Source organism: Bacillus sp. FSL K6-3149, assembly GCF_038630515.1.
Taxonomy (GTDB): Bacteria; Bacillota; Bacilli; order Bacillales; family Bacillaceae; genus Bacillus; species Bacillus pumilus.
In genome coordinates, this window is the sequence record NZ_CP152034.1 from 899,975 (window position 1) to 919,831 (window position 19,857).

The window sequence follows — 19,857 nt, forward strand, 5'->3', positions numbered from 1 at the left end:
TACGATTTCTCTGTCTTTCTCTCCTCCTCATTTCGACCGTTTTTCAATCATTCTTTCGATGTAGATCCATCAAAAAAAGCCCAGCTTCTTGAGCTGGGCTTTAAGCACCGGGCGGAACACCCGCATCGTCAAATCTTCTTTCCAGGTTGACGAATTTGTTATATTCTTTGACGAACGCCAGTGATACTGTACCAACTGGACCGTTACGTTGTTTGGCAATAATGATTTCAATAATGTTCTTATTCTCTGATTCTTTGTCGTAGTAATCATCACGATAAAGGAATGCCACGATATCGGCATCCTGCTCAATACTTCCTGATTCACGAATATCAGACATCATCGGACGTTTGTCCTGACGCTGCTCTACTCCACGTGAAAGCTGAGACAAAGCAATAACTGGAACTTCAAGCTCCCTTGCCAGTGATTTTAATGCCCTAGAGATTTCAGAAACCTCTTGCTGACGGTTATCGCTTGATCGTCCGCTCCCTTGAATGAGCTGTAAGTAGTCAATCAGGATCATGCCAAGACCGTTTTCTTGCTTCAAGCGGCGGCATTTCGAACGAATTTCACTTACTCTGATTCCAGGCGTATCATCTATGAAAATCCCACTATTTGATAGCGAGCCCATCGCCATTGTCAGCTTGCCCCAGTCCTCTTCTGTCAGATTACCGGTTCTTAGGTTCTGTGCATTGATATTCCCCTCTGCACAAAGCATACGCATGACGAGCTGCTCAGCCCCCATCTCTAAACTAAAGATGGCGACACTTTCGTCCGTTTTGGTCGCAACATTTTGTGCGATGTTCAATGCGAAGGCTGTTTTCCCTACTGATGGACGAGCCGCTACAATAATTAAGTCATTTCGCTGGAATCCAGCTGTCATCCGGTCAAGCTCGGAGAAACCTGTTGGAATCCCTGTGATATCGCCTTTTCGGTTATGAAGCTGTTCAATATTATCATATGTCTGAACAAGCACGTCCTTAATGTTTTGGAAGGCTCCTGAGTTTTTACGCTGCGCCACTTCCATAATGGTCTTTTCAGCATCACTCAACAGATCCTCTACTTCATCCTCACGCGTGTACCCATCCTGTGCAATGGTTGTCGCCGTGCGGATCAGACGTCTTAAAATTGATTTCTCTTCTACAATTTTTGCATAGTATTCAATGTTTGCGGCAGTTGGGACAGAATTCGCAATATCGGTTAAATACGAAATCCCGCCTACCTCTTCTAGTAAATCTGTATTGGCCAGTTCAGAAGTCACCGTAACAAGATCGACCGGTTCCCCTCTATCACCAAGTACAAGCATCGCATTGTAAATCTTTTGATGCGACATTCTATAGAAATCCTCTGGAATTAATACCTCAGAAGCGAGCGTGAGCGCAGATGGTTCTAAAAAAACAGCACCTAATACGGCCTGCTCGGCTTCTATATTTTGCGGCGGCAGCCGGTCATCGAGAAGTTCCGTCATGCCAAGCACCGTCCTTTCATAAAAAAATACGCTACTCATCATTTTAACATTTTCATCAATAAAAAAGTGAAAAACATCGACTATAGTCAAAATTACCATGAGGATGTTTCGTTGAACAGCCAACCAACGCATCTCAATAGAAAAGACCCTGTAACATCAATTGTTATAGAGTCCTTCATTGCCGCTAATGGAATTTGTATCTGTTACCGTTCACATGTTGTTAATCGATCGTTTTCTTCACTCCATAATTTTCTTTTTGCCCAATGTCATGTAAAGACCCGTTTTGATAACCAATTGATAACACCAAATCGGGAATAGAATCAAACCCGTTTTTCGCTAGATCAAACAGCTGTGCTCCGTAATGTGAAGCGGCAATTCGTGCATGTTCTGCTGTGTATGGGTTTTTCAGGAGATCTTCTTTGTATATATCAAAAATATTCGTCCCTTTATCCGTTACAAATTGACCATTTACAATGCTTAAATCCTTTAAATTGTAGCCTGTGACCGTTTTGATTTGATTCACAAGATGGAACTTTGCAAGAGAATCAGGCGTGAATTGAGTAGAATCATCATTTCTACTTTTCATAATATGGAAAAACAATTCTCTTGTATTGTTGCTTGTATTTAATAGGTCTTCTATTTGTTTGGTCAGCGATTCATCTGTTGATCCACTCACCACTAATTTGAAATGATTTGGGTCAATGGTAAAAGTTAAATTTGTGTTTTTAGGAATGGTTATACCGTTTTTAGAGAATAAATCTTGCAATTGTTCGTTGACCTTTTGTCGATTGAATATTTTCTTTTCTACGCTTTCTTGGGTGGGATCGTACCGTTTTTCGTTACGGAAGATAGCGTCATTAAAGTCATATTGACCTCCTTTTCCAGAATTAGCCCAGCCAATCTCCATCGTATATGCAGCTTCTCTTTCTACTTTAGTTAGATCACTCCTGAAATAAGGAGAGCGTGGATTTCGATACTTATCGTGTATATGGCCATGGGGATTTTCGAAACGTTTATTTTGTTCATTTATTTTTTCGTATTTTTCATCTAATATTTTCATTCGTCTATCAGCTTCGGTCATTACATCATTTGTACTTTTGATAGCTGATTGACCCTTATAGTCTATTCGGTTCTGATTGTTTGAAGCACCTGCCATGTATGACGTATTAATATTCATTTTGATTCTCCTTTTTAAAAAAATTAGTGATTATTAAATATATCGGCAATTCAGTTAAATTTTGTTAGTTTTGATCCGATATAGTAATTATTACAAGGAGGGTTAAAATATGACAAATACTATCTTCAAACGTTTTTTATTACCTGCATTGGTATTAGTGCTTGTTACTAGTTTTTTTGCACCTAATTCAGCAGAAGCAGCAATTACGGGGAATAACAGTCCTAACACAGCAAGCTCAATGGGATATTGGAAATATAGTCGTCCAGATACGACAATCTTACCTGAAGGTGAAAATGAAGCGTATTATCAGTTCACGATCAATAAGGGTGAAAGGGTTTATGTGCGAAGTTCATATGATAAGCAATATACAGGGATGAAAATCGAGGTGTATAATTCGAAGAGTTCTAAGCCAGGATCAAGAGTAATTAATCCCGATTCAGTAACACCCTTTATATTCGCAAATACTGGTGACGTTACTTCTACTTCAGAAACTTATTTTGTGAAAGTGACCCGTGGTACATATACGGGGAATATGTATTTTACTGTCTCCATTCAAGATCGCATCAAATCTGGAAATGGAACATTCAATTTTACGGGAGCCGCTACCAACATGGGGAACACTTCTTTGAATTTTTTAGGAGTTGATTCTTCTATCATTACAATGGATTTAACGAGCAATTCTTCTATCCCTATAAATGCAATCGTTAAATCGATTTCAACAACAAGTACACAATCACCTAACCAAGGAAATGTTACTCACAAGCTGATGGCTGATGAAAACAAGATTTGGAACGAATCCATTTTTTCATCTGCAACAAGTGGTTCTTACCGTATTTCTCTTGAAGATCAATTAAAAGTCGCGCAAAAATGGAGCTTTAAGTACAACGCAAAGGCTACAGCGAGATCTACTATGAGCAATGTCAAAGCCGATATCCGTTACGAATATGATGTCACAGATGGATTCTAATTGAATGGTGTTTACAGAATTAAAAAGTAAGGGTACATCCCTTACTTTTTTTAATTGTTATCATTCGCCACTCTTAAAAAAGCTGTGCATACTATTGAATCAGTTTTGAGATATGAGATCACCTACTTTTCGCAAAATCCTCCTCAATGTCCCTAAAAATACAAATGAGTCTATAGACTTATTTTTCCTCAAAATCATTTCAAGAAGAAAAGCCCATATTTATTCCTGTATCAAACAGAAGAAAATGGTAAAAATTCCGAGGCAGTCAAGGTCTTTTGACATTTCTCCTATTTTTAAATGACAAGGTCCGATATTCCCTATTTCAAATCATTTGTTAGTGAGTTAGTCCTTTATTTTCTGAATATTATAATAAAAAAATCAAGTACACAACTTGATGAACATTTGACTTCATAATTGATAACCATTATCATTTGTTTTGCTTGTGGATAGTTGAGAATCATTTTCATTTGGAGAAGCCATTCTTCAAGTACTACACTCATCCAATAGCTACAAGCCTGCTTTTATCATCGTATGAGAGTCGAATTTGAGGAAGGAGATTTGTCACATATGTCCAAACGCCCTGAAGGAATGGGTACTGAGGATTCTTTTTTCGGAGAAAGCCGTCCTTTTTTTATACCCGGGACGGAGCAACTAGATATCACAGCACACCCATACAGACTTTTTATATTTAAACCGAATACTACTCCTCCAGCGGCTGGTTTTCCAGTCATGTACGTGCTTGATGGGAATTCACTTTTTGGCACAATGGTCGAAGCCATTCGTTTACAGTCAAGAAGACCTGAAAAAACAGGTGTTGTACCTGCCATCATTGTTGGAATTGGCTATCAGACAGAAGTGCCCTATCATCCGCTCAGGCATTATGATCTCACTCTTACCAGCCCTGACGCTTCCATCGGGGGCAAAAGAAAAGACTTCTCCATCCATACATATGGTGGGGCCTCTGCTTTCTTTTCTTTTTTAGAAAAGACTGTGAAGCCTTATATCGAGCAACGCTTTCCGATCAATTTAAGTCGTCAAACACTGTTTGGGCATTCTCTTGGCGGTCTTTTTGTATTACACACACTATTTGAGCACCCTGATGCTTATCAGACATATATTGCAGGCAGTCCTTCTATCCACTGGAACAAAAATTTATTTCTAGAAAAAGAACACCAATTCACCAACCGCATACGTCAGGTGCCTATGAATGTCAGGCTGCTTGTAGGTGTAGGTGAGTTAGAAAAACATCATCCATGTCAAATGAATGCTCATGCAAAGTCACTAGCAAATCGTATGCTGCCTTTATCCTCATATGGCTTACATACGGCCTATCACGAGTTCCCTGAAGAAGGACATACGTCCGTTTTACCGGTGCTGATGAATTACGCTTTTCGTTTTGCGCTCTATCATGATGATCTTTTAACAACCACAGACATGAAAGAAAGGTAGTGAACGTATGAAACATAGTGGTCTATCTCAAAAGATTGCCCTTGTCACAGGCGCAGGGCAAGGTATCGGACAAGCAGTCGCAAAAAGACTAGCCGACGAAGGTGCGATCATTGCAGCAGTTGACGCAAATGAGGATCAGCTTCAAAGCACCGTCCATCAAATGAATGATGAAGGCTTACGTGCCTTTGCCTATCCAGGTGACATTACCGATCAAGCATCTGTTCAGCACATGATCAATCAAATTGAAAAACAGCTTGGACCCATTTATTTACTAGTCAATGTAGCAGGCATTCTTCGAATCAGTTCTATTGACCAGCTTAGTGCAGATGACTGGCAACAAACCTTCGCAGTCAACACACATGGTGTCTTTTATGTATCACAAGCTGTCTCCAAATACATGATGAAAAGATCAGCAGGGGTCATTGTGACCGTCAGCTCTAACGCAGGTGCCATTCCTAGAATGAATATGGCTGCCTATGCCGCTTCAAAGGCAGCAGCTACTTCCTTTACAAAAACGCTTGGATTAGAGCTGGCAGACTATGGAATCAGATGCAATGTTGTCTCTCCTGGCTCTACCGCAACACCTATGCAATGGGCTTTATGGTCTGATGAACAAGGCGCAGACCATGTGATCAAAGGGTCATTAGAGACGTATAAAACCGGTATTCCTTTACAAAAAATCGCTGATCCTCAAAACATCGCTGATGCAGTCATCTTCTTTGCATCTGAACAATCCAGTCATATTACGATGCAGAATCTCACGATTGATGGTGGCGCAACACTCGGAATCTAGCATTTCATCAAAAAGGAGGCCTTTTCATGAAACATTCATTATTCCCGTCAGAAGAAAAAGTACAGTTGATTCAAGACTATCAGCCAGGCGCTTTTTTCCTTGCTTCCCCTAAACGTACAATACTTGCAGAAGGGATTTTCCAGCATATTGAAACCAATCAGCTCAATGAACTCTCCACAAGGGTAGCGCACGTATTTGACACTGCCAAACAAGCTGGTATTCAATCACCAATTATTGCTGGTGCTGTTCCGTTTGATCCGGCGCAACCCGTTCGTTTAAATGTGCCAATCCATGTACAGTTTAGTGATCCACTCGAATTTCATCAAGGTGATGAGGAATCGGAAGTGACATCGCCATCCTATGAGGTGACACCTGTCCCTTCTCCTGAAGTCTACATGAATGGTGTGAACGAAGGGTTAGCTAAAATTGAAAAAGGAGAGCTTAGCAAAATCGTCATTTCTCGATCTCTCCATCTCAAATCAAATCAAGACATTCATACGAAAGCAATACTCGAACGGCTGGCTCGTCACAATACGACTGGCTATACGTTTGCTGCAAATGTAGCTGATCCGAAATCTCCCCAAAAGCGCACACTTCTTGGGGCAAGTCCTGAGCTGCTTCTTTCAAAAACGGGTTCATCTGTGATTTCCAATCCGCTCGCTGGTTCTCGGCCGCGTAGTTCAGATCCAGTAGAAGACCAGCGCCGTCACGATGAACTCCTTACTTCAGCGAAGGATTTACACGAGCATGCAGTGGTTGTCGACGCTGTCACTAAAGCGCTTGCTCCTTACTGTCGTAAGTTAGATGTGCCTGTATCACCATCCGTCATACAAACAGAAACGATGTGGCATTTATCTACTGTCGTAAAAGGTGAATTAGCAGATTCCAGTGTATCCTCAATTGATTTAGCGCTGAGCCTTCATCCAACACCCGCAGTATGCGGAACACCTACAGCAGATGCACGTGAAGCAATCCAAGCAATTGAACCCTTCGATCGAGGATTTTTCACAGGAATGATCGGCTGGGCAGATGCAAATGGTGATGGTGATTGGATTGTCACCATTCGTTGTGCAGAAGCTGAGGATCAATCCCTTCGCCTCTTTGCTGGTGCAGGAGTGGTCAAAGGATCTAAGGCAGAAGAAGAGCTAGCCGAAACATCTGCAAAATTTAACACGATGCTTCGTGCGATGGGCATCCACCAGCTATAAAAATACATAGGAGATGACAAAAACATGTTTGTTCAACCACCTACATGGCCAGAAGAATTTGCAAAACGCTACCGTGAAAACGGCTGTTGGCGTGGAGAAACCTTTGGCGGTATGCTTCGTGAACGCGCCGTATCGTTAAGGAATAAAACTGCGATTACATACGCTGATACGCACATGAGCTACCAAGAACTTGATGAGCGCGTCAGCAGTCTTGCCGCCGGTTTCCACCAGCTTGGAATTCAAAAGGGCAGTCGAGTTGTCGTGCAGCTTCCTAACATTCCTGCTTTTTTTGAAGTCATTTTCGCTTTATTTCGAATCGGTGCTTTACCCGTCTTCTCACTGCCATCTCATAGAAGCAGCGAAATCACTTATTTTATTGAGTTTGCCGAAGCAGATGCATATGTCATACCAGATATCCATGATGGCTTTGATTATCGATCACTCGCACGTCAAGTGAAAGAAAAGCTTCCCTCATTACCTCATGTCATTGTTGCAGGGAAGGCTGAGGAATTCCTTGACTTGGATGATCTGCGCAAGGACCCAGCACTTGATCCTCAAATTCATGTAGAGGCAAGTGATATTGCATTTCTTCAGTTATCAGGAGGCAGCACAGGCCTTTCTAAGCTCATACCTCGTACACATGATGACTATATGTATAGTCTTTGGAAAAGCAATGAGGTGTGCGAGCTCACAAAAGATAGTGTGTATTTAGCTACACTTCCAGTTGCGCACAACTATCCATTAAGCTCGCCTGGAGTCCTTGGGACGTTATACGCAAGTGGAAGAGTCGTTCTTGCACCGGGATCAAGTCCTGATGTCGTCTTTCCACTCATTGAAAAAGAACGGGCAACAATTACCGCAGTCGTTCCGCCTATTGCATTGATCTGGCTAGAAGCCGCTCCACATCGATCAGATGACTTATCGAGTCTTGAGGTTTTACAAGTCGGTGGTGCTAAATTAAGCGCCGAGGCAGCAAAACGAGTGATGCCTGCCCTTGGGTGTAAGTTACAGCAAGTTTTTGGCATGGCAGAAGGTCTGGTCAACTATACCAGATTGAATGATCCTGAACATGTCATTATTCACACACAAGGACGCCCGATGTCTGAATATGATGAGGTACTAGTGGTAGATGATGAGGACAAGCCCGTCCCGAATGAAGTGGCTGGACACCTTTTAACAAGAGGACCTTATACGATTCGCGGCTACTATAAAGCCGATGAACAAAACAAGAAAGCATTTACAGCCGATGGCTTTTACAGAACAGGTGACATCGTGCGATTAACAAAAGAAGGAAATGTGGTAGTAGAAGGCAGAGACAAGGATCAAATCAATCGTGGCGGCGAAAAGGTTGCCGCTGAAGAAGTTGAAAATCATTTACTTGCGCATCCTGACATTCATGATGCCGCCATGGTGTCCATGCCAGATCCGTTTCTTGGCGAACGCTCATGTGCCTTTGTTATTGCGAAAGGAAACAACAAGCCAGCACCACACGCCTTAAAGTCATTTCTAAGAGAACGCGGGCTCGCTGCCTATAAAATTCCCGACCGCATTGAATGGATCGAGGCGTTCCCACAAACAGGTGTAGGCAAAGTCAGTAAAAAAGCATTAAGAGAATTAGCTTCAATCCATACTGCCAACGTATAAAAAAAGAGGAGTGAAAACCATGGCAATCCCTACTATTCCTGCGTATCCAATGCCAAGCATACAAGATTTACCCGAAAATAAAGTGAACTGGATCCCTGATCCGAAACGCGCTGTCCTGCTAATACATGACATGCAGCAATATTTTTTAAATGCATTTCAACAAGATACTTCACCGATCACAGAGTTAGTGCAGCATATTGAACAATTACGTGATACATGCAAAGAACTTGGCATTCCTGTCGTCTATACAGCTCAACCTGGTGACCAAGACCCGAAGGATCGTGCCTTATTAACAGATTTTTGGGGGCCTGGACTTGGTGATGATGAAGCATTGACAAAAATCATTGATCAGCTTGCTCCATCTGAAGCAGATACAATGCTGACAAAATGGCGTTATAGCGCATTCAAAAAATCCAATTTTTTAGATATTCTTCACGAAGGCGGGCGTGATCAACTGATCATTACTGGCGTATATGCACATATTGGCTGTATGCTGACAGCCGCAGAAGCATTCATGCTTGATATTGAAACCTTTTTTGTCGCCGATGCCGTCGCTGACTTTTCACTTAAGCATCACAAAATGGCAATGACCTATGCAGCTGAACGCTGTGCGGTAACCACAACGACAAGCCAAATCATTCGTCGTTTAACAGGACAGGAAGCAGACGGTGATGATCTATCCTTTGATGCTATCGTTCACCAAGTAGCTGAGTATATCCAAATCGAGCCGAATGAAATACCGTTTGACGAGAATCTCGTCTATCTTGGACTTGATTCTATTAGAATGATGAGTCTAGCGGAAAAATGGAGACAGCAAGGAGCGACAGTCAATTTCGTTGAGCTTGCAGCTAATCCAACGCTCACGTCTTGGCGGACTCTTCTCTTCCCAGAAAAACAGCCATCTATCCCAAATATCGATTACTTGTAAAGGAGGTATAGACCCTTGTCGATCCAGTCAGTCGATTCATTCCCACTAACCGGTGCCCAATCAGGCATTTGGTATGCGCAGCAGCTTGATCCATCTAACCCTATTTTCAATACAGCTGAGTATATAGATATTAAAGGTCCTATTGATCCCGTACACTTTGAAGCAGCCATTAGAAAGACTGTCTTAGAAGCAGATTCCTTGTATATGCGCTTCGTTGAGGATACTGACGGTCCAAAGCAATGGTTGATATCTAAGAAAGAGATTCCATTTCAATCTATCAATTTACAAAATGAAAAACAGCCGCTTGATGCGGCTATAGCATGGATGAAGACAGACCTTGCAACACCAGTCTCTTTAGAGAAAGATGTATTATTCCGTGAAGTACTTTTTCAACTTGCTGACGACCGTTTTATCTGGTATCAGCGCATTCATCACATTGCCATTGATGGATTCGCCTTTTCGCTCATTGCACGTCGTGTTGCTGAGGTCTATTCAGCCCTATCGAAAGGGACACCTGTGCCTCCTCAAACATTTGGAGCCTTACTTGACGTAGTCCAAGAGGAGATCACCTATCAACAGTCCAATCGGTATGAAGATGATCGAGTTTTTTGGAAAAATCGCTTTGCTGATCAACCTGAAATTGTCAGCCTTGCTGAGCTTGCCCCAAGAACGTCGGATCATTTTATCCGCAAAACGGCTAGCTTCGATGCCGAAAAGGTAAGCAAAATGAAAAAAAATGCTCAATTTTTCGGTGGTACGTGGCATGAAATGATTCTTGCGGCATCCGCTCTATATATGCATCGTATGACTGGTGCACATGATATTGTTTTAGGATTACCTGTTATGATGCGCCTTGGATCGTGCGCCTTGCAAACACCCGGAATGGTCATGAACCTGGTACCGCTTCGTTTAACATGCAAACCAGAAATGACGCTCTCAGCACTTGTTCGCCAAGTATCTGATGAACTGAAAGCCATTCGTCCTCATCAAAGATATCGTCATGAAGACATGCGGAGAGACTTTAAACTCATCGGAAGAAATCAACGATTATTCGGCCCGCAGATCAATATCATGCCATTTGATTATGATCTCAAGTTCGATCAGAGCATTGGTCAAGCACATAATCTTTCAGCAGGACCCGTAGATGATATATCGATCAACATATACGACCGCGCAGATGGGAACGGATTTCAAATCGACTTTGATGCAAACCCTGCCGTTTACAAAGAGCAAACAGTTGACGCTCATCAGCAGCGTTTTCTTCAATTGCTGGAGGAAATAACCGGACTAGAGCAAGATCAGACGATCAGTCAATTCAACCTTCTTTTGTCTGAAGAAAAAGAGAACATTCTCAAGCACTGGAATGATACAAAACGAGAATTACCAAAAGAATCTTTACGGGAACTATTTGAAAAACAAGTCAGCAAAACACCACAAGCAAAAGCATTACAGTTTGAAGAAATCACTTTGACCTACGAAGAGTTGAATCAGCGGGCAAATCAATTGGCTCATTATTTGAAAAAGCGCGGCATTGGACCAGAACAATTTGTCGCAATTGCTCTGCCTCGTTCCATCGATATGGTCGTAAGTCTATTAGCCGTTATCAAGACAGGAGCCGCATATCTGCCACTAGACCCTGATTACCCTAACGATCGTGTCGACTATATGCTAGAAGATGCCAAACCGGCGTGCTTGCTCACAGTCAAAGAGACAGCAGACGGTTTGGAGCATCCGCACATCGTTCAACTGGATGATTCAATTGTTCATCAGGAGATAGCAGGCAGCCCGCATCTCAATCCGACTTGGAGCGAAGGCTCCCCGCATCACCCGGCTTACATCCTCTACACGTCAGGATCGACAGGCAAACCAAAGGGTGTTGTTGTAACAAAACGAAATGTGATCAACTTTATATTGTCCATGCAAGATTCATTTTTATTAGATCAAGGGGACCAGCTTTTAGCGGTAACGACCATTGCCTTTGATATTTCCGGGCTAGAAATGTTCCTCCCGCTTTTACATGGTGCCGCTATATTATTGGCAAAAAAAGAAACGATACAAGAACCAGCAAAGCTTTCAGACATGATTCGTTCTCATCATGTCACAATCATGCAGGCAACACCAACGTTGTGGCATGCGTTAGCAGATGATTACCCTGACGTGATAACAGGTATGCGTGTTCTTGTTGGAGGAGAAGCACTCCCTGCCTCCCTTTTGCACACATTACAATCTCTTCAATGCGACATTACCAATTTGTACGGACCTACAGAAACGACGATTTGGTCTACCATGGAAAATGTCACAGCACATCGAGAGAATAGTGGACCGGCGATTGGCAAACCCATTTGGAATACGAGCATTTACATTTTAGATGAAGGACTAAACCCAGTCCCAGCAGGATCAATCGGTGAACTTTATATTGCAGGTGAAGGAGTATCCAGAGGATATCTTGGACGATATGACTTAACGGCTGAACGATTTGTCGCTGATCCATTCGGCACAAAAGGCACGAGAATGTATCGCACGGGTGATTTAGCCAGGTGGCGTGAGAATGGCTCGATTGATTATATTAGCCGTGCTGATCATCAAATTAAAATTCGCGGCTTCCGTATTGAACTAGGTGAAATTGAAACAGTTATTATGCAGCACCCAGCCATAAAGCATACATCCGTTATCGTTCGGGAGGATCAACCTGGACAACAGCTGCTTTGTGCGTATGTTGTGCTGACAGACGACTCTTCTCTTCACCCTTCAGAGCTTAGGCAGTTTGTGGCTGCGTTACTTCCAGACTACATGGTGCCTTCTGCTGTTGTCTTTTTGCCGGAACTTCCACTTACACCAAACGGCAAAATCGACCGCAAAGCATTGCCAGTGCCAAATATGTCTTTAGTTAGTTCTGAGCGTACACCTAGAACACCCCAAGAAGACATGTTATGTAGTTTATTTGCAGAAACCCTTGGCGTATCTCAAATTGGCATAGATGATAGTTTCTTTGATTTAGGCGGACATTCTTTACTTGCCGCTCGTCTGCTTAGACGTATACGCGATACATTCGGTGCAGACCTAAGCATGAGCACCATTTTTGAATCACCTCGAGTCGCTGAACTTGCACAGCACTTAGACAAAGCAAAGGACATTCGGCCGCCGCTTCAGGTAGAAAAAAAGCCAGATGAAATTCCATTATCCTTTGCCCAAAAACGGCTCTGGTTCCTTCATTGCCTTGAAGGTCCAAGTCCAACTTATAATATTCCACTTGTCATTCAGCTGACAGGTACATTAGATCAAAAAGCTCTCAGTGGTGCTTTAGCAGATATCACTGAAAAACATGAAACCATTAGAACCATCTTTCCAAATAAGAACGGCATGCCAAGACAGGTTATTTTACACCCGAAAAGTGTTCAGCCTGAACTCCACGTCACAGCTTCAAGTGATCAACAAATTGATAATCAGTTAAACGAAGCCATTCGCTATAGCTTTAAGATTGAAGAAGAACCTGCACTTCGAGCTGAATTATTCATACTTGATGCAAATCGATCCGTGCTGCTTCTATTGCTGCATCATATCGCTGGTGACGGCTGGTCACTTGCACCATTGACACGAGACTTAGCTGCTGCTTACGAAGCCCGTATACAAGGAAAATCAATCTCCTTGCCAGCCGAACCTGTTCAATATGCTGACTATGCTATTTGGCAGCAGAAGCTGTTGGGCAGTGAAAAAGAGACGGATAGTCTATTTGCCAAGCAGCTTACCTATTGGACAGGTGCCTTACATGACCTGCCTGAAGAACTGGAGCTTCCCTATGACTACCCGCGTCCACAGGAAGGAAGCTTCAACGGTGCTACGATCGACTTTACGATTGAGCCCGCTTTACACCAGCTGCTCCTTGAACTTGCAAAGCAGCATCAGGTGAGCTTGTTCATGGTGCTTCAAGCATCACTTGCAGCATTACTGACACGTCTTGGAGCGGGAACAGATATCCCTATTGGCAGTCCAATTGCTGGGCGGAATGACGATGCACTTGACGACATTGTGGGATTGTTTGTGAATACACTAGTATTACGTACAAATACAGCTGGTAATCCAACCTTTAGTGAGCTATTGAAGCGAGTGCGAGACGTTGACTTAGCAGCCTATGAGCATCAGGATCTGCCATTTGAACGGCTAGTGGAAATTCTAAATCCAAACCGCTCCAGATCACGCAATCCATTGTTCCAGGTCATGCTTGCCTTCCAAAATACACCGAAGGCGGAAATGAAGCTGACACAACTTGACTCAGACCTCTACGTGAAACCAGTAGGATCAGCTAAATTTGATCTGACCATCGAATTAACAGAACAAAGAACTGAAACTGGGTCAGCAGCAGGATTAACAGGATTGTTTGAATTCAGCACAGATGTATTTAAACAAAGTACCATTCAAGCAATCGCTGCCAGAATGAAGCGCTTTTTAACAGAGATAGCTGAGCGCCCACATCTGCCGATTGGTCAAGTGAACATTTTATCAGATAAAGAGCGGCAAACATTTCTACCTGACAAAAAGACATTCGCTCAGTTAGACCAAGCACTTCGTCTCCCGACCTTATTTGAAAAAACGGTGCAGCAATATCCTGATCGAGTGGCAGTAACGGATGGCAAGTGGCAGCTTACTTATGAAGAGTTAAACAACAAAGCCAATCGTCTTGCTCATTTATTAATAGAAAGAGGCGTTGGACCAGAACAGTTCGTTGCACTTGCCCTGCCTAGATCAATCGATATGCTCGTCAGCCTATTAGCCGTTCATAAAGCAGGCGCAGCCTATGTTCCGCTTGATCCTGATTATCCAGCAGACAGGCTGGCATACATGATACAAGATGCCAAACCAGTTTGCAGCATCACAACAAAAGCAGCTGCATTGCATCTCCCTGCTGATTGCGATTTGATTTTGTTAGACGAAAAAGAAACAAATGATCAATTACAGATTACGCCAAATCACAATCCGGCTGATATAGACAGAATTGAGCCGCTATCTCCTCTGCATCCGGCCTATATTATTTATACATCCGGATCTACAGGGAAACCAAAAGGAGTGGTCATCCCACACCAAAATGTCATCCGTCTTCTGACATCTACTGAACATTGGTTCCATTTCGATGAAGAGGATGTTTGGACAATGTTCCATTCGTATGCCTTTGACTTTTCAGTTTGGGAAATATGGGGTCCCCTTTTATATGGCGGTCGGCTTGTCATTGTTCCTCATACCATCTCTCGTTCTCCAGAAGAGATGCTGCAGCTTCTAGTCGATGAAGGTGTGACTGTGCTTAATCAAACACCTTCTGCCTTCTATCAGCTCATTCAGATAGACAAGGAACAACAAACACTTGGTCAAGCATTATCACTCCGCTATGTCATCTTTGGCGGTGAAGCATTAGAGCTTAGCAGATTAGAAGATTGGTACAGCCGTCACTCAGACTGCAAGCCAAAGCTAATTAACATGTACGGCATTACAGAAACCACCGTACACGTTACGTACAATGTACTCAATCGAGACATGATCGCAAAGAAATCCAGCAGCTTAATAGGCAAACCGATTCCTGATTTACACGTGTACGTACTTGATGAATACCTACAGCCTGTTCCACCTGGGACGACAGGTGAAATGTATGTAGCTGGAGCTGGTTTGGCTAGAGGTTATCTAGGCAGGCCTGACCTGACATCAGATCGATTCCCTGCCGATCCTTATGGAGCACCTGGCACAAGGATGTATCGAACTGGCGACCTCGCTCGCTGGACAGAAGAAGGGGCACTTGATTACATTGGCAGAGCTGATCATCAAATTAAAATACGCGGGTTTAGAATTGAACTTGGAGAAATCGAAGCCGTTCTATCACGCCACGATGCAGTTGCACAAGTTGCAGTCATTATGCGAGAGGATCAGCCTGGTGACAAACGCTTAGTCGCATACATCGTCACAACTGAAGAAGACCGTTTCGATACAGAGACCCTTCGCCATTTTGCGGCAGCCAGTCTTCCTGATTACATGGTGCCTGCGGCTTATGTACAGATTGATACGATGCCACTTACAGCAAACGGGAAGCTTGATCAAAAATCACTACCGGCACCTCAATTGCATATACAGCAAACGGATGGCCGCGGCCCAAGAAACCCGAAAGAGGAAGTTCTATGCCACCTCTTTGAAGAGGTGCTTGATTTGCCAAAAATCAGCATTGACGATCGCTTTTTTGATATGGGCGGGCACTCATTACTTGCGGTTCGTTTAATCAGCCGCATTCGTGATGCACTTGGTGTCAAACTAAGCATCGGAACGTTGTTTGAAGCACCAAATGTTGCAAGTTTGGCAGAGAAACTAGAAACAGGAAGCGATGAAAACGCACTAGAAATCCTGCTGCCGCTACGAACAAATGGAGAAAGATATCCTCTCTTCTGTGTTCACCCAGCTGGTGGTCTTAGCTGGTGCTATGCAGGTCTCTTGAATACATTAGAGAAAGACATTCCTATTTATGGATTACAGGCAAGAGGAATCGCAAGAAAAGATGACTACCCGCACACACTAGATGATATGGCTGCGGATTACATCAAGCACATCCAAACGATTCAGCCAAAAGGCCCTTATCATCTTCTTGGCTGGTCACTAGGCGGAAACGTTGTACAGGCAATGGCTACACAACTCCAGCAGCAAGGTGAAGAAATTGCTCTCGTTGCGATGCTAGATGCCTATCCAAACCATTTCTTACCGCTTAAAGAAGCACCCGATGAAGAAGAAGCACTAATCGCTCTTCTTGCACTCGGGGGTTATGATCCAGATACCTTAACAGGTGAACCGCTCACGATGAAAAGTGCTGTCGACATCTTGAAGAAAGACGGCAGTGCACTAGCAAGCTTAAGTGAAGATGCCATTAGAAATCTAAAGGAAACCTATGTCAATTCAGTTCGATTGCTCGGAGAATATCAGCCAAAAACTTATCATGGGGACATTTTATTCTTTAGATCTACCATTATCCCAGATTGGTTTACACCAATTGATCCCGAAGCATGGGCACCTTATATCAACGGAACCATTGAACAGCACGACATTCATTGCCGGCACAAAGACATGTGCCAGCCTAAACCCCTAGCAGAAATTGGTGTCATCTTAGACAACGCTCTGCATCGGGTCAAACAAAAGCACTAAGAATAAAGGAGAGATGACAAATGACAAATCCCTTTGATCGTGAAGACGGTGTATTTCTTGTGCTTGTCAATGAACAAGGACAGCATTCACTTTGGCCATCATTTGCACCAGTGCCAGATGGGTGGGAAAAGGTCTTTGGTGAAGACACTAGAAATGCCTGCATCGATTATATCCAGACACACTGGCAGGACTTACGACCATTAAGCTTAACAAAAGAACCTGCGCTAGCACATGGAAAAACAGACTAAATCATCGCGCCCTGATCTGAATCAGGGTGCTTTTTTGACAGAATAAACATCACCATCTTTCCAGCTCTTTCTGCTACAATTTAATTGAGAATGTTTATCAACAAATAAGAGATCAGGTGGTTTTATGGGAAACAATCAATTACGTACAATGGCAAATGCCGAACAATTCATCTATCGATTGACATTTGCTGAAAAAATAAAGAATGCAGAGCTTCCGCATAAGGAGCAGCAATTATCAGATACATTTTGCCTCCTCGTTAGCATAAGCAGCAGCGGCTTACTCACGCTGAACGATCAAAAATGGCGATTGAAAAATCTAACGCTCTATACAATTCTGTCTGATGAGACATTTATGTTAAAAACAAAGCCTTATCAAAAACACGAGCTCTATCTGCTTCGCTTTCAAATGTACACGCCGCAAGGTCAACACATAGAAGAAGTATCAACTGAACATGCCCGGTCTTTACTGAATGTATGGCAATTTATCGATATTAGCTCAATTGAACAAATTCATTCTTTACTGTCCGAAATGACAGAGGAATGGAAAAGACATGAATCCGTTAGCTTTTTTAGAAGCCAATCCCTTTTTCAACAGCTCATCCTGCAGCTTTTCACACTGCATAATGAAGATATTTGTGACACGACACATGCCCTTTTCAAAACAAAACAATATATTGATCAACATTCCGAAGAACCCCTCAGCCTTACAAGTCTATCTCAAATGGCTGGTATCAGCGCCAATCATTACAGTGAGCTATTTAAAAAGCATTTTAATGTGAGTGTCACTGATTATATCACCAAGAAAAGGATGGCTAGAGCCAAACAGCTAATGGCAAAAGGCAACGCAAAGCTCAAAGACATTGCACTGGAAATCGGCTATCAAGATCCCTATTACTTTAGCCGCATCTTTAAGAAAAAAACGGGCATGACCCCTTCTACTTATATGAAAAGCCGTCAGCGGAAAATTGCAGCCTATGGCCATTCCATACTCGGTCAGCTCACACCCATTCATATCATCCCGTATGCTGCCCCTCTTCACCCTAAATGGACAGCACATGATTTTGAGCATCATGCAGAAGAAATCCCGATTCATCTGAGTGCACATCGGATCAATGAGCACGCTGAAGCCAATTTACAGCAATTAAAGGAAACAAAACCTGAGCTGATCATTGCCAATGATCATGTGACAGAGGAAGAAAAACAAGTGTTGAAAACCATCTGTCCTGTTCACTTTGTTCCATTCACCCATTTGGATTGGCGCACTCAATTCAGACAAACAGCTATGTTCCTAAACGAAGCGAAGGAAGCAGAAGAATGGTTGATTCATTATGAGGAGCTCGTCATTCAGGCGAAAAAGACATGCCTTTTTGATCATCCACCAAAAACCGTCCTGCCTCTTCGTATCTTTCAAGATCAACTCTACTTGTCTGTAAATCGCACCATGTCAGAAGTGATTTTTCATGATATTGGTCTTCTGCCAGCTTTTCAGAATGATGGACAGCTAATAGAAAAGAAAATCACCATTCGCTCCATACAACAGCTAGATCCAGACGCCATCTTCCTCTACTTGCATAAGGAGCCAAAAACCCTTGCTTTTTATCAAAAATTAAAGCAACAGGAAGATTGGCAAAATCTCAAAGCTGTGACGCAACAAGCAGTCTATCCACTAGCATCTGACCCTTGGCGTGAATACACAGCAGCCAGTCATAAACGAGTCATTCAGGACCTTTTATCTTTTTTTCCGTAAAAAGTCCATCATTTGAAAGAGAATTGTCTATGGATAAAAGGACAAAAGCCTAATACAATCTTTAATTGAGAACAATTATCAGTTAAAGGAGAAAACAAATGAAAAAATGGTTAGCATTGCTTATCCTTTGTATCATGACGATCACTACAGCTGCCTGTGGTGCTGCAGAAAATAAACCTGCTTCAAACACAACCAAAAGCAAGTCAGCTGAAATAGCAGAAACAAACATCAATTACTTAGATCAAACGTACAAACTCAAAACGCCAGTGAAACGAATTGTCATTGCTGGAAGCCTAGAATCAATGGAAGATGCCAAATTACTTAATATCGAGCCTATTGGTGCTTCTACAGTAGGCGGCACATTCCCTGAATTATTTAAAGACATCACAGCGAAAACAGAAGGCATCGGTGAAAAAACGGAACCGAATCTAGAAAAAATCTTAAAACTAAAACCAGACGTGATACTCGGATCAACAAAGTTTCCACCTGCAACAATTAAAAAATTGGATAAAGTCCAAACAACGATCCCAGTATCCCATGTCTCTTCTGACTGGGAAAGCAATCTTTTATTGCTCGGTACACTTACTGGAAAAAGTGAAGAAGCGAAAAACATCATTTCTGATTATCAGAAAGACCTCAAACAAGCGAAAGAAACCCTGAAAGACAAAAGCAGCAACAAAACAGCTGTCATTTTACGCATTAGACAAGGCGACCTGTACGTGTACCCTGAAGACGTATACTTCAACTCTACCTTATATGGGGACTTAGGATTTACAGCACCAAGTGATATCAAAAAAGCCAAAGCACAAGCATTGATTTCATTGGAGCGCCTAGGCGAACTCAATCCTGACTATATTTTCGTTCAGTTCTCTAAAGAGGAAAACTCATCGAAACCTAACGCATTAAAGGACTTAGAGGAAAATAAAATTTGGACAAGCCTAAAAGCTGTGAAAAATGGGCACATCAATGAAAATGTCGTTGATCCTATGCTTCAAGGAGGAACTGCACTAAGCAAAACAACCTTCCTTGATAAGGCCGTCAAATGGTTAGAGAAAAACAACTAAAAA

12 protein-coding genes are annotated in these 19,857 nt (G+C 42.6%); 10 read left to right on the forward strand and 2 right to left on the reverse strand.

The genetic code is table 11. The features are described from left to right. Positions 1 to 100 precede the first annotated feature (100 nt). Both dnaB and MHB83_RS04655 read right to left on the reverse strand, forming a co-directional pair. Positions 101 to 1,465, reverse strand: a complete 1,365-nt coding sequence (gene dnaB, locus MHB83_RS04650; protein WP_003214779.1) for a replicative DNA helicase — start codon at positions 1,463 to 1,465, stop codon at positions 101 to 103. Positions 1,466 to 1,685: 220 nt separating this feature from the next. Continuing rightward, positions 1,686 to 2,642, reverse strand: a complete 957-nt coding sequence (locus MHB83_RS04655; protein WP_050944654.1) for a DUF4885 family protein — start codon at positions 2,640 to 2,642, stop codon at positions 1,686 to 1,688. 109 nt (positions 2,643 to 2,751) lie between these two features. Between MHB83_RS04655 and MHB83_RS04660 the strand changes: the two genes are divergently transcribed. The 10 genes from MHB83_RS04660 to MHB83_RS04705 all read left to right on the forward strand — a co-directional run bounded on the left by MHB83_RS04660 (position 2,752) and on the right by MHB83_RS04705 (position 19,854). Then, the gene (locus MHB83_RS04660) at positions 2,752 to 3,609 is read left to right on the forward strand and encodes a hypothetical protein (RefSeq protein ID WP_251190555.1); all 858 of its coding nucleotides are present in this window, start codon (positions 2,752 to 2,754) and stop codon (positions 3,607 to 3,609) included. A gap of 567 nt (positions 3,610 to 4,176) precedes the next feature. After that, positions 4,177 to 5,058, forward strand: a complete 882-nt coding sequence (locus tag MHB83_RS04665) for an alpha/beta hydrolase-fold protein (protein WP_342496689.1) — start codon at positions 4,177 to 4,179, stop codon at positions 5,056 to 5,058. Between the two features lie 7 nt (positions 5,059 to 5,065). After that, the gene (locus tag MHB83_RS04670) at positions 5,066 to 5,851 is read left to right on the forward strand and encodes a 2,3-dihydro-2,3-dihydroxybenzoate dehydrogenase (RefSeq protein WP_212046517.1); all 786 of its coding nucleotides are present in this window, start codon (positions 5,066 to 5,068) and stop codon (positions 5,849 to 5,851) included. A gap of 26 nt (positions 5,852 to 5,877) precedes the next feature. Then, complete coding sequence (gene dhbC, locus MHB83_RS04675) at positions 5,878 to 7,059, forward strand: isochorismate synthase DhbC (RefSeq protein ID WP_322000082.1); 1,182 nt, start codon at positions 5,878 to 5,880, stop codon at positions 7,057 to 7,059. Positions 7,060 to 7,083: 24 nt separating this feature from the next. Then, positions 7,084 to 8,703 (forward strand): (2,3-dihydroxybenzoyl)adenylate synthase, encoded by a 1,620-nt coding sequence (locus tag MHB83_RS04680; protein ID WP_342496690.1) that lies wholly within the window; start codon positions 7,084 to 7,086, stop codon positions 8,701 to 8,703. A gap of 19 nt (positions 8,704 to 8,722) precedes the next feature. Further along, a complete protein-coding gene (locus tag MHB83_RS04685; protein ID WP_342496691.1) occupies positions 8,723 to 9,631 on the forward strand; it encodes an isochorismatase family protein in 909 nt (302 codons plus the stop codon). 15 nt (positions 9,632 to 9,646) lie between these two features. Next, positions 9,647 to 16,795 carry an amino acid adenylation domain-containing protein gene (locus MHB83_RS04690; RefSeq protein WP_342496692.1) on the forward strand — a complete coding sequence of 2,383 codons (7,149 nt, stop codon included), beginning with the start codon at positions 9,647 to 9,649 and terminating at the stop codon, positions 16,793 to 16,795. Positions 16,796 to 16,815: 20 nt separating this feature from the next. After that, a complete protein-coding gene (locus tag MHB83_RS04695) occupies positions 16,816 to 17,043 on the forward strand; it encodes an MbtH family protein (RefSeq protein WP_003215360.1) in 228 nt (75 codons plus the stop codon). A 124-nt stretch (positions 17,044 to 17,167) separates the two neighbouring features. Then, positions 17,168 to 18,790 carry a helix-turn-helix domain-containing protein gene (locus MHB83_RS04700; RefSeq protein ID WP_342496693.1) on the forward strand — a complete coding sequence of 541 codons (1,623 nt, stop codon included), beginning with the start codon at positions 17,168 to 17,170 and terminating at the stop codon, positions 18,788 to 18,790. Between the two features lie 98 nt (positions 18,791 to 18,888). Then, positions 18,889 to 19,854 carry an ABC transporter substrate-binding protein gene (locus tag MHB83_RS04705; protein WP_003215121.1) on the forward strand — a complete coding sequence of 322 codons (966 nt, stop codon included), beginning with the start codon at positions 18,889 to 18,891 and terminating at the stop codon, positions 19,852 to 19,854. Positions 19,855 to 19,857 lie beyond the last annotated feature (3 nt).

Excerpts from the sequence above, each read along its gene's own strand:
- MHB83_RS04705 (WP_003215121.1), top strand. The coding sequence starts at position 18,889 with ATGAAAAAATGGTTAGCATTGCTTATCCTTTGTATCATGACGATCACT.
- MHB83_RS04655 (WP_050944654.1), bottom strand. The coding sequence starts at position 2,642 with ATGAATATTAATACGTCATACATGGCAGGTGCTTCAAACAATCAGAAC.
- MHB83_RS04695 (WP_003215360.1), top strand. The coding sequence starts at position 16,816 with ATGACAAATCCCTTTGATCGTGAAGACGGTGTATTTCTTGTGCTTGTC.
- dhbC (WP_322000082.1), top strand. The coding sequence starts at position 5,878 with ATGAAACATTCATTATTCCCGTCAGAAGAAAAAGTACAGTTGATTCAA.
- MHB83_RS04700 (WP_342496693.1), top strand. The coding sequence starts at position 17,168 with ATGGGAAACAATCAATTACGTACAATGGCAAATGCCGAACAATTCATC.
- MHB83_RS04670 (WP_212046517.1), top strand. The coding sequence starts at position 5,066 with ATGAAACATAGTGGTCTATCTCAAAAGATTGCCCTTGTCACAGGCGCA.
- MHB83_RS04685 (WP_342496691.1), top strand. The coding sequence starts at position 8,723 with ATGGCAATCCCTACTATTCCTGCGTATCCAATGCCAAGCATACAAGAT.
- MHB83_RS04680 (WP_342496690.1), top strand. The coding sequence starts at position 7,084 with ATGTTTGTTCAACCACCTACATGGCCAGAAGAATTTGCAAAACGCTAC.
- dnaB (WP_003214779.1), bottom strand. The coding sequence starts at position 1,465 with ATGACGGAACTTCTCGATGACCGGCTGCCGCCGCAAAATATAGAAGCC.
- MHB83_RS04660 (WP_251190555.1), top strand. The coding sequence starts at position 2,752 with ATGACAAATACTATCTTCAAACGTTTTTTATTACCTGCATTGGTATTA.
- MHB83_RS04665 (WP_342496689.1), top strand. The coding sequence starts at position 4,177 with ATGTCCAAACGCCCTGAAGGAATGGGTACTGAGGATTCTTTTTTCGGA.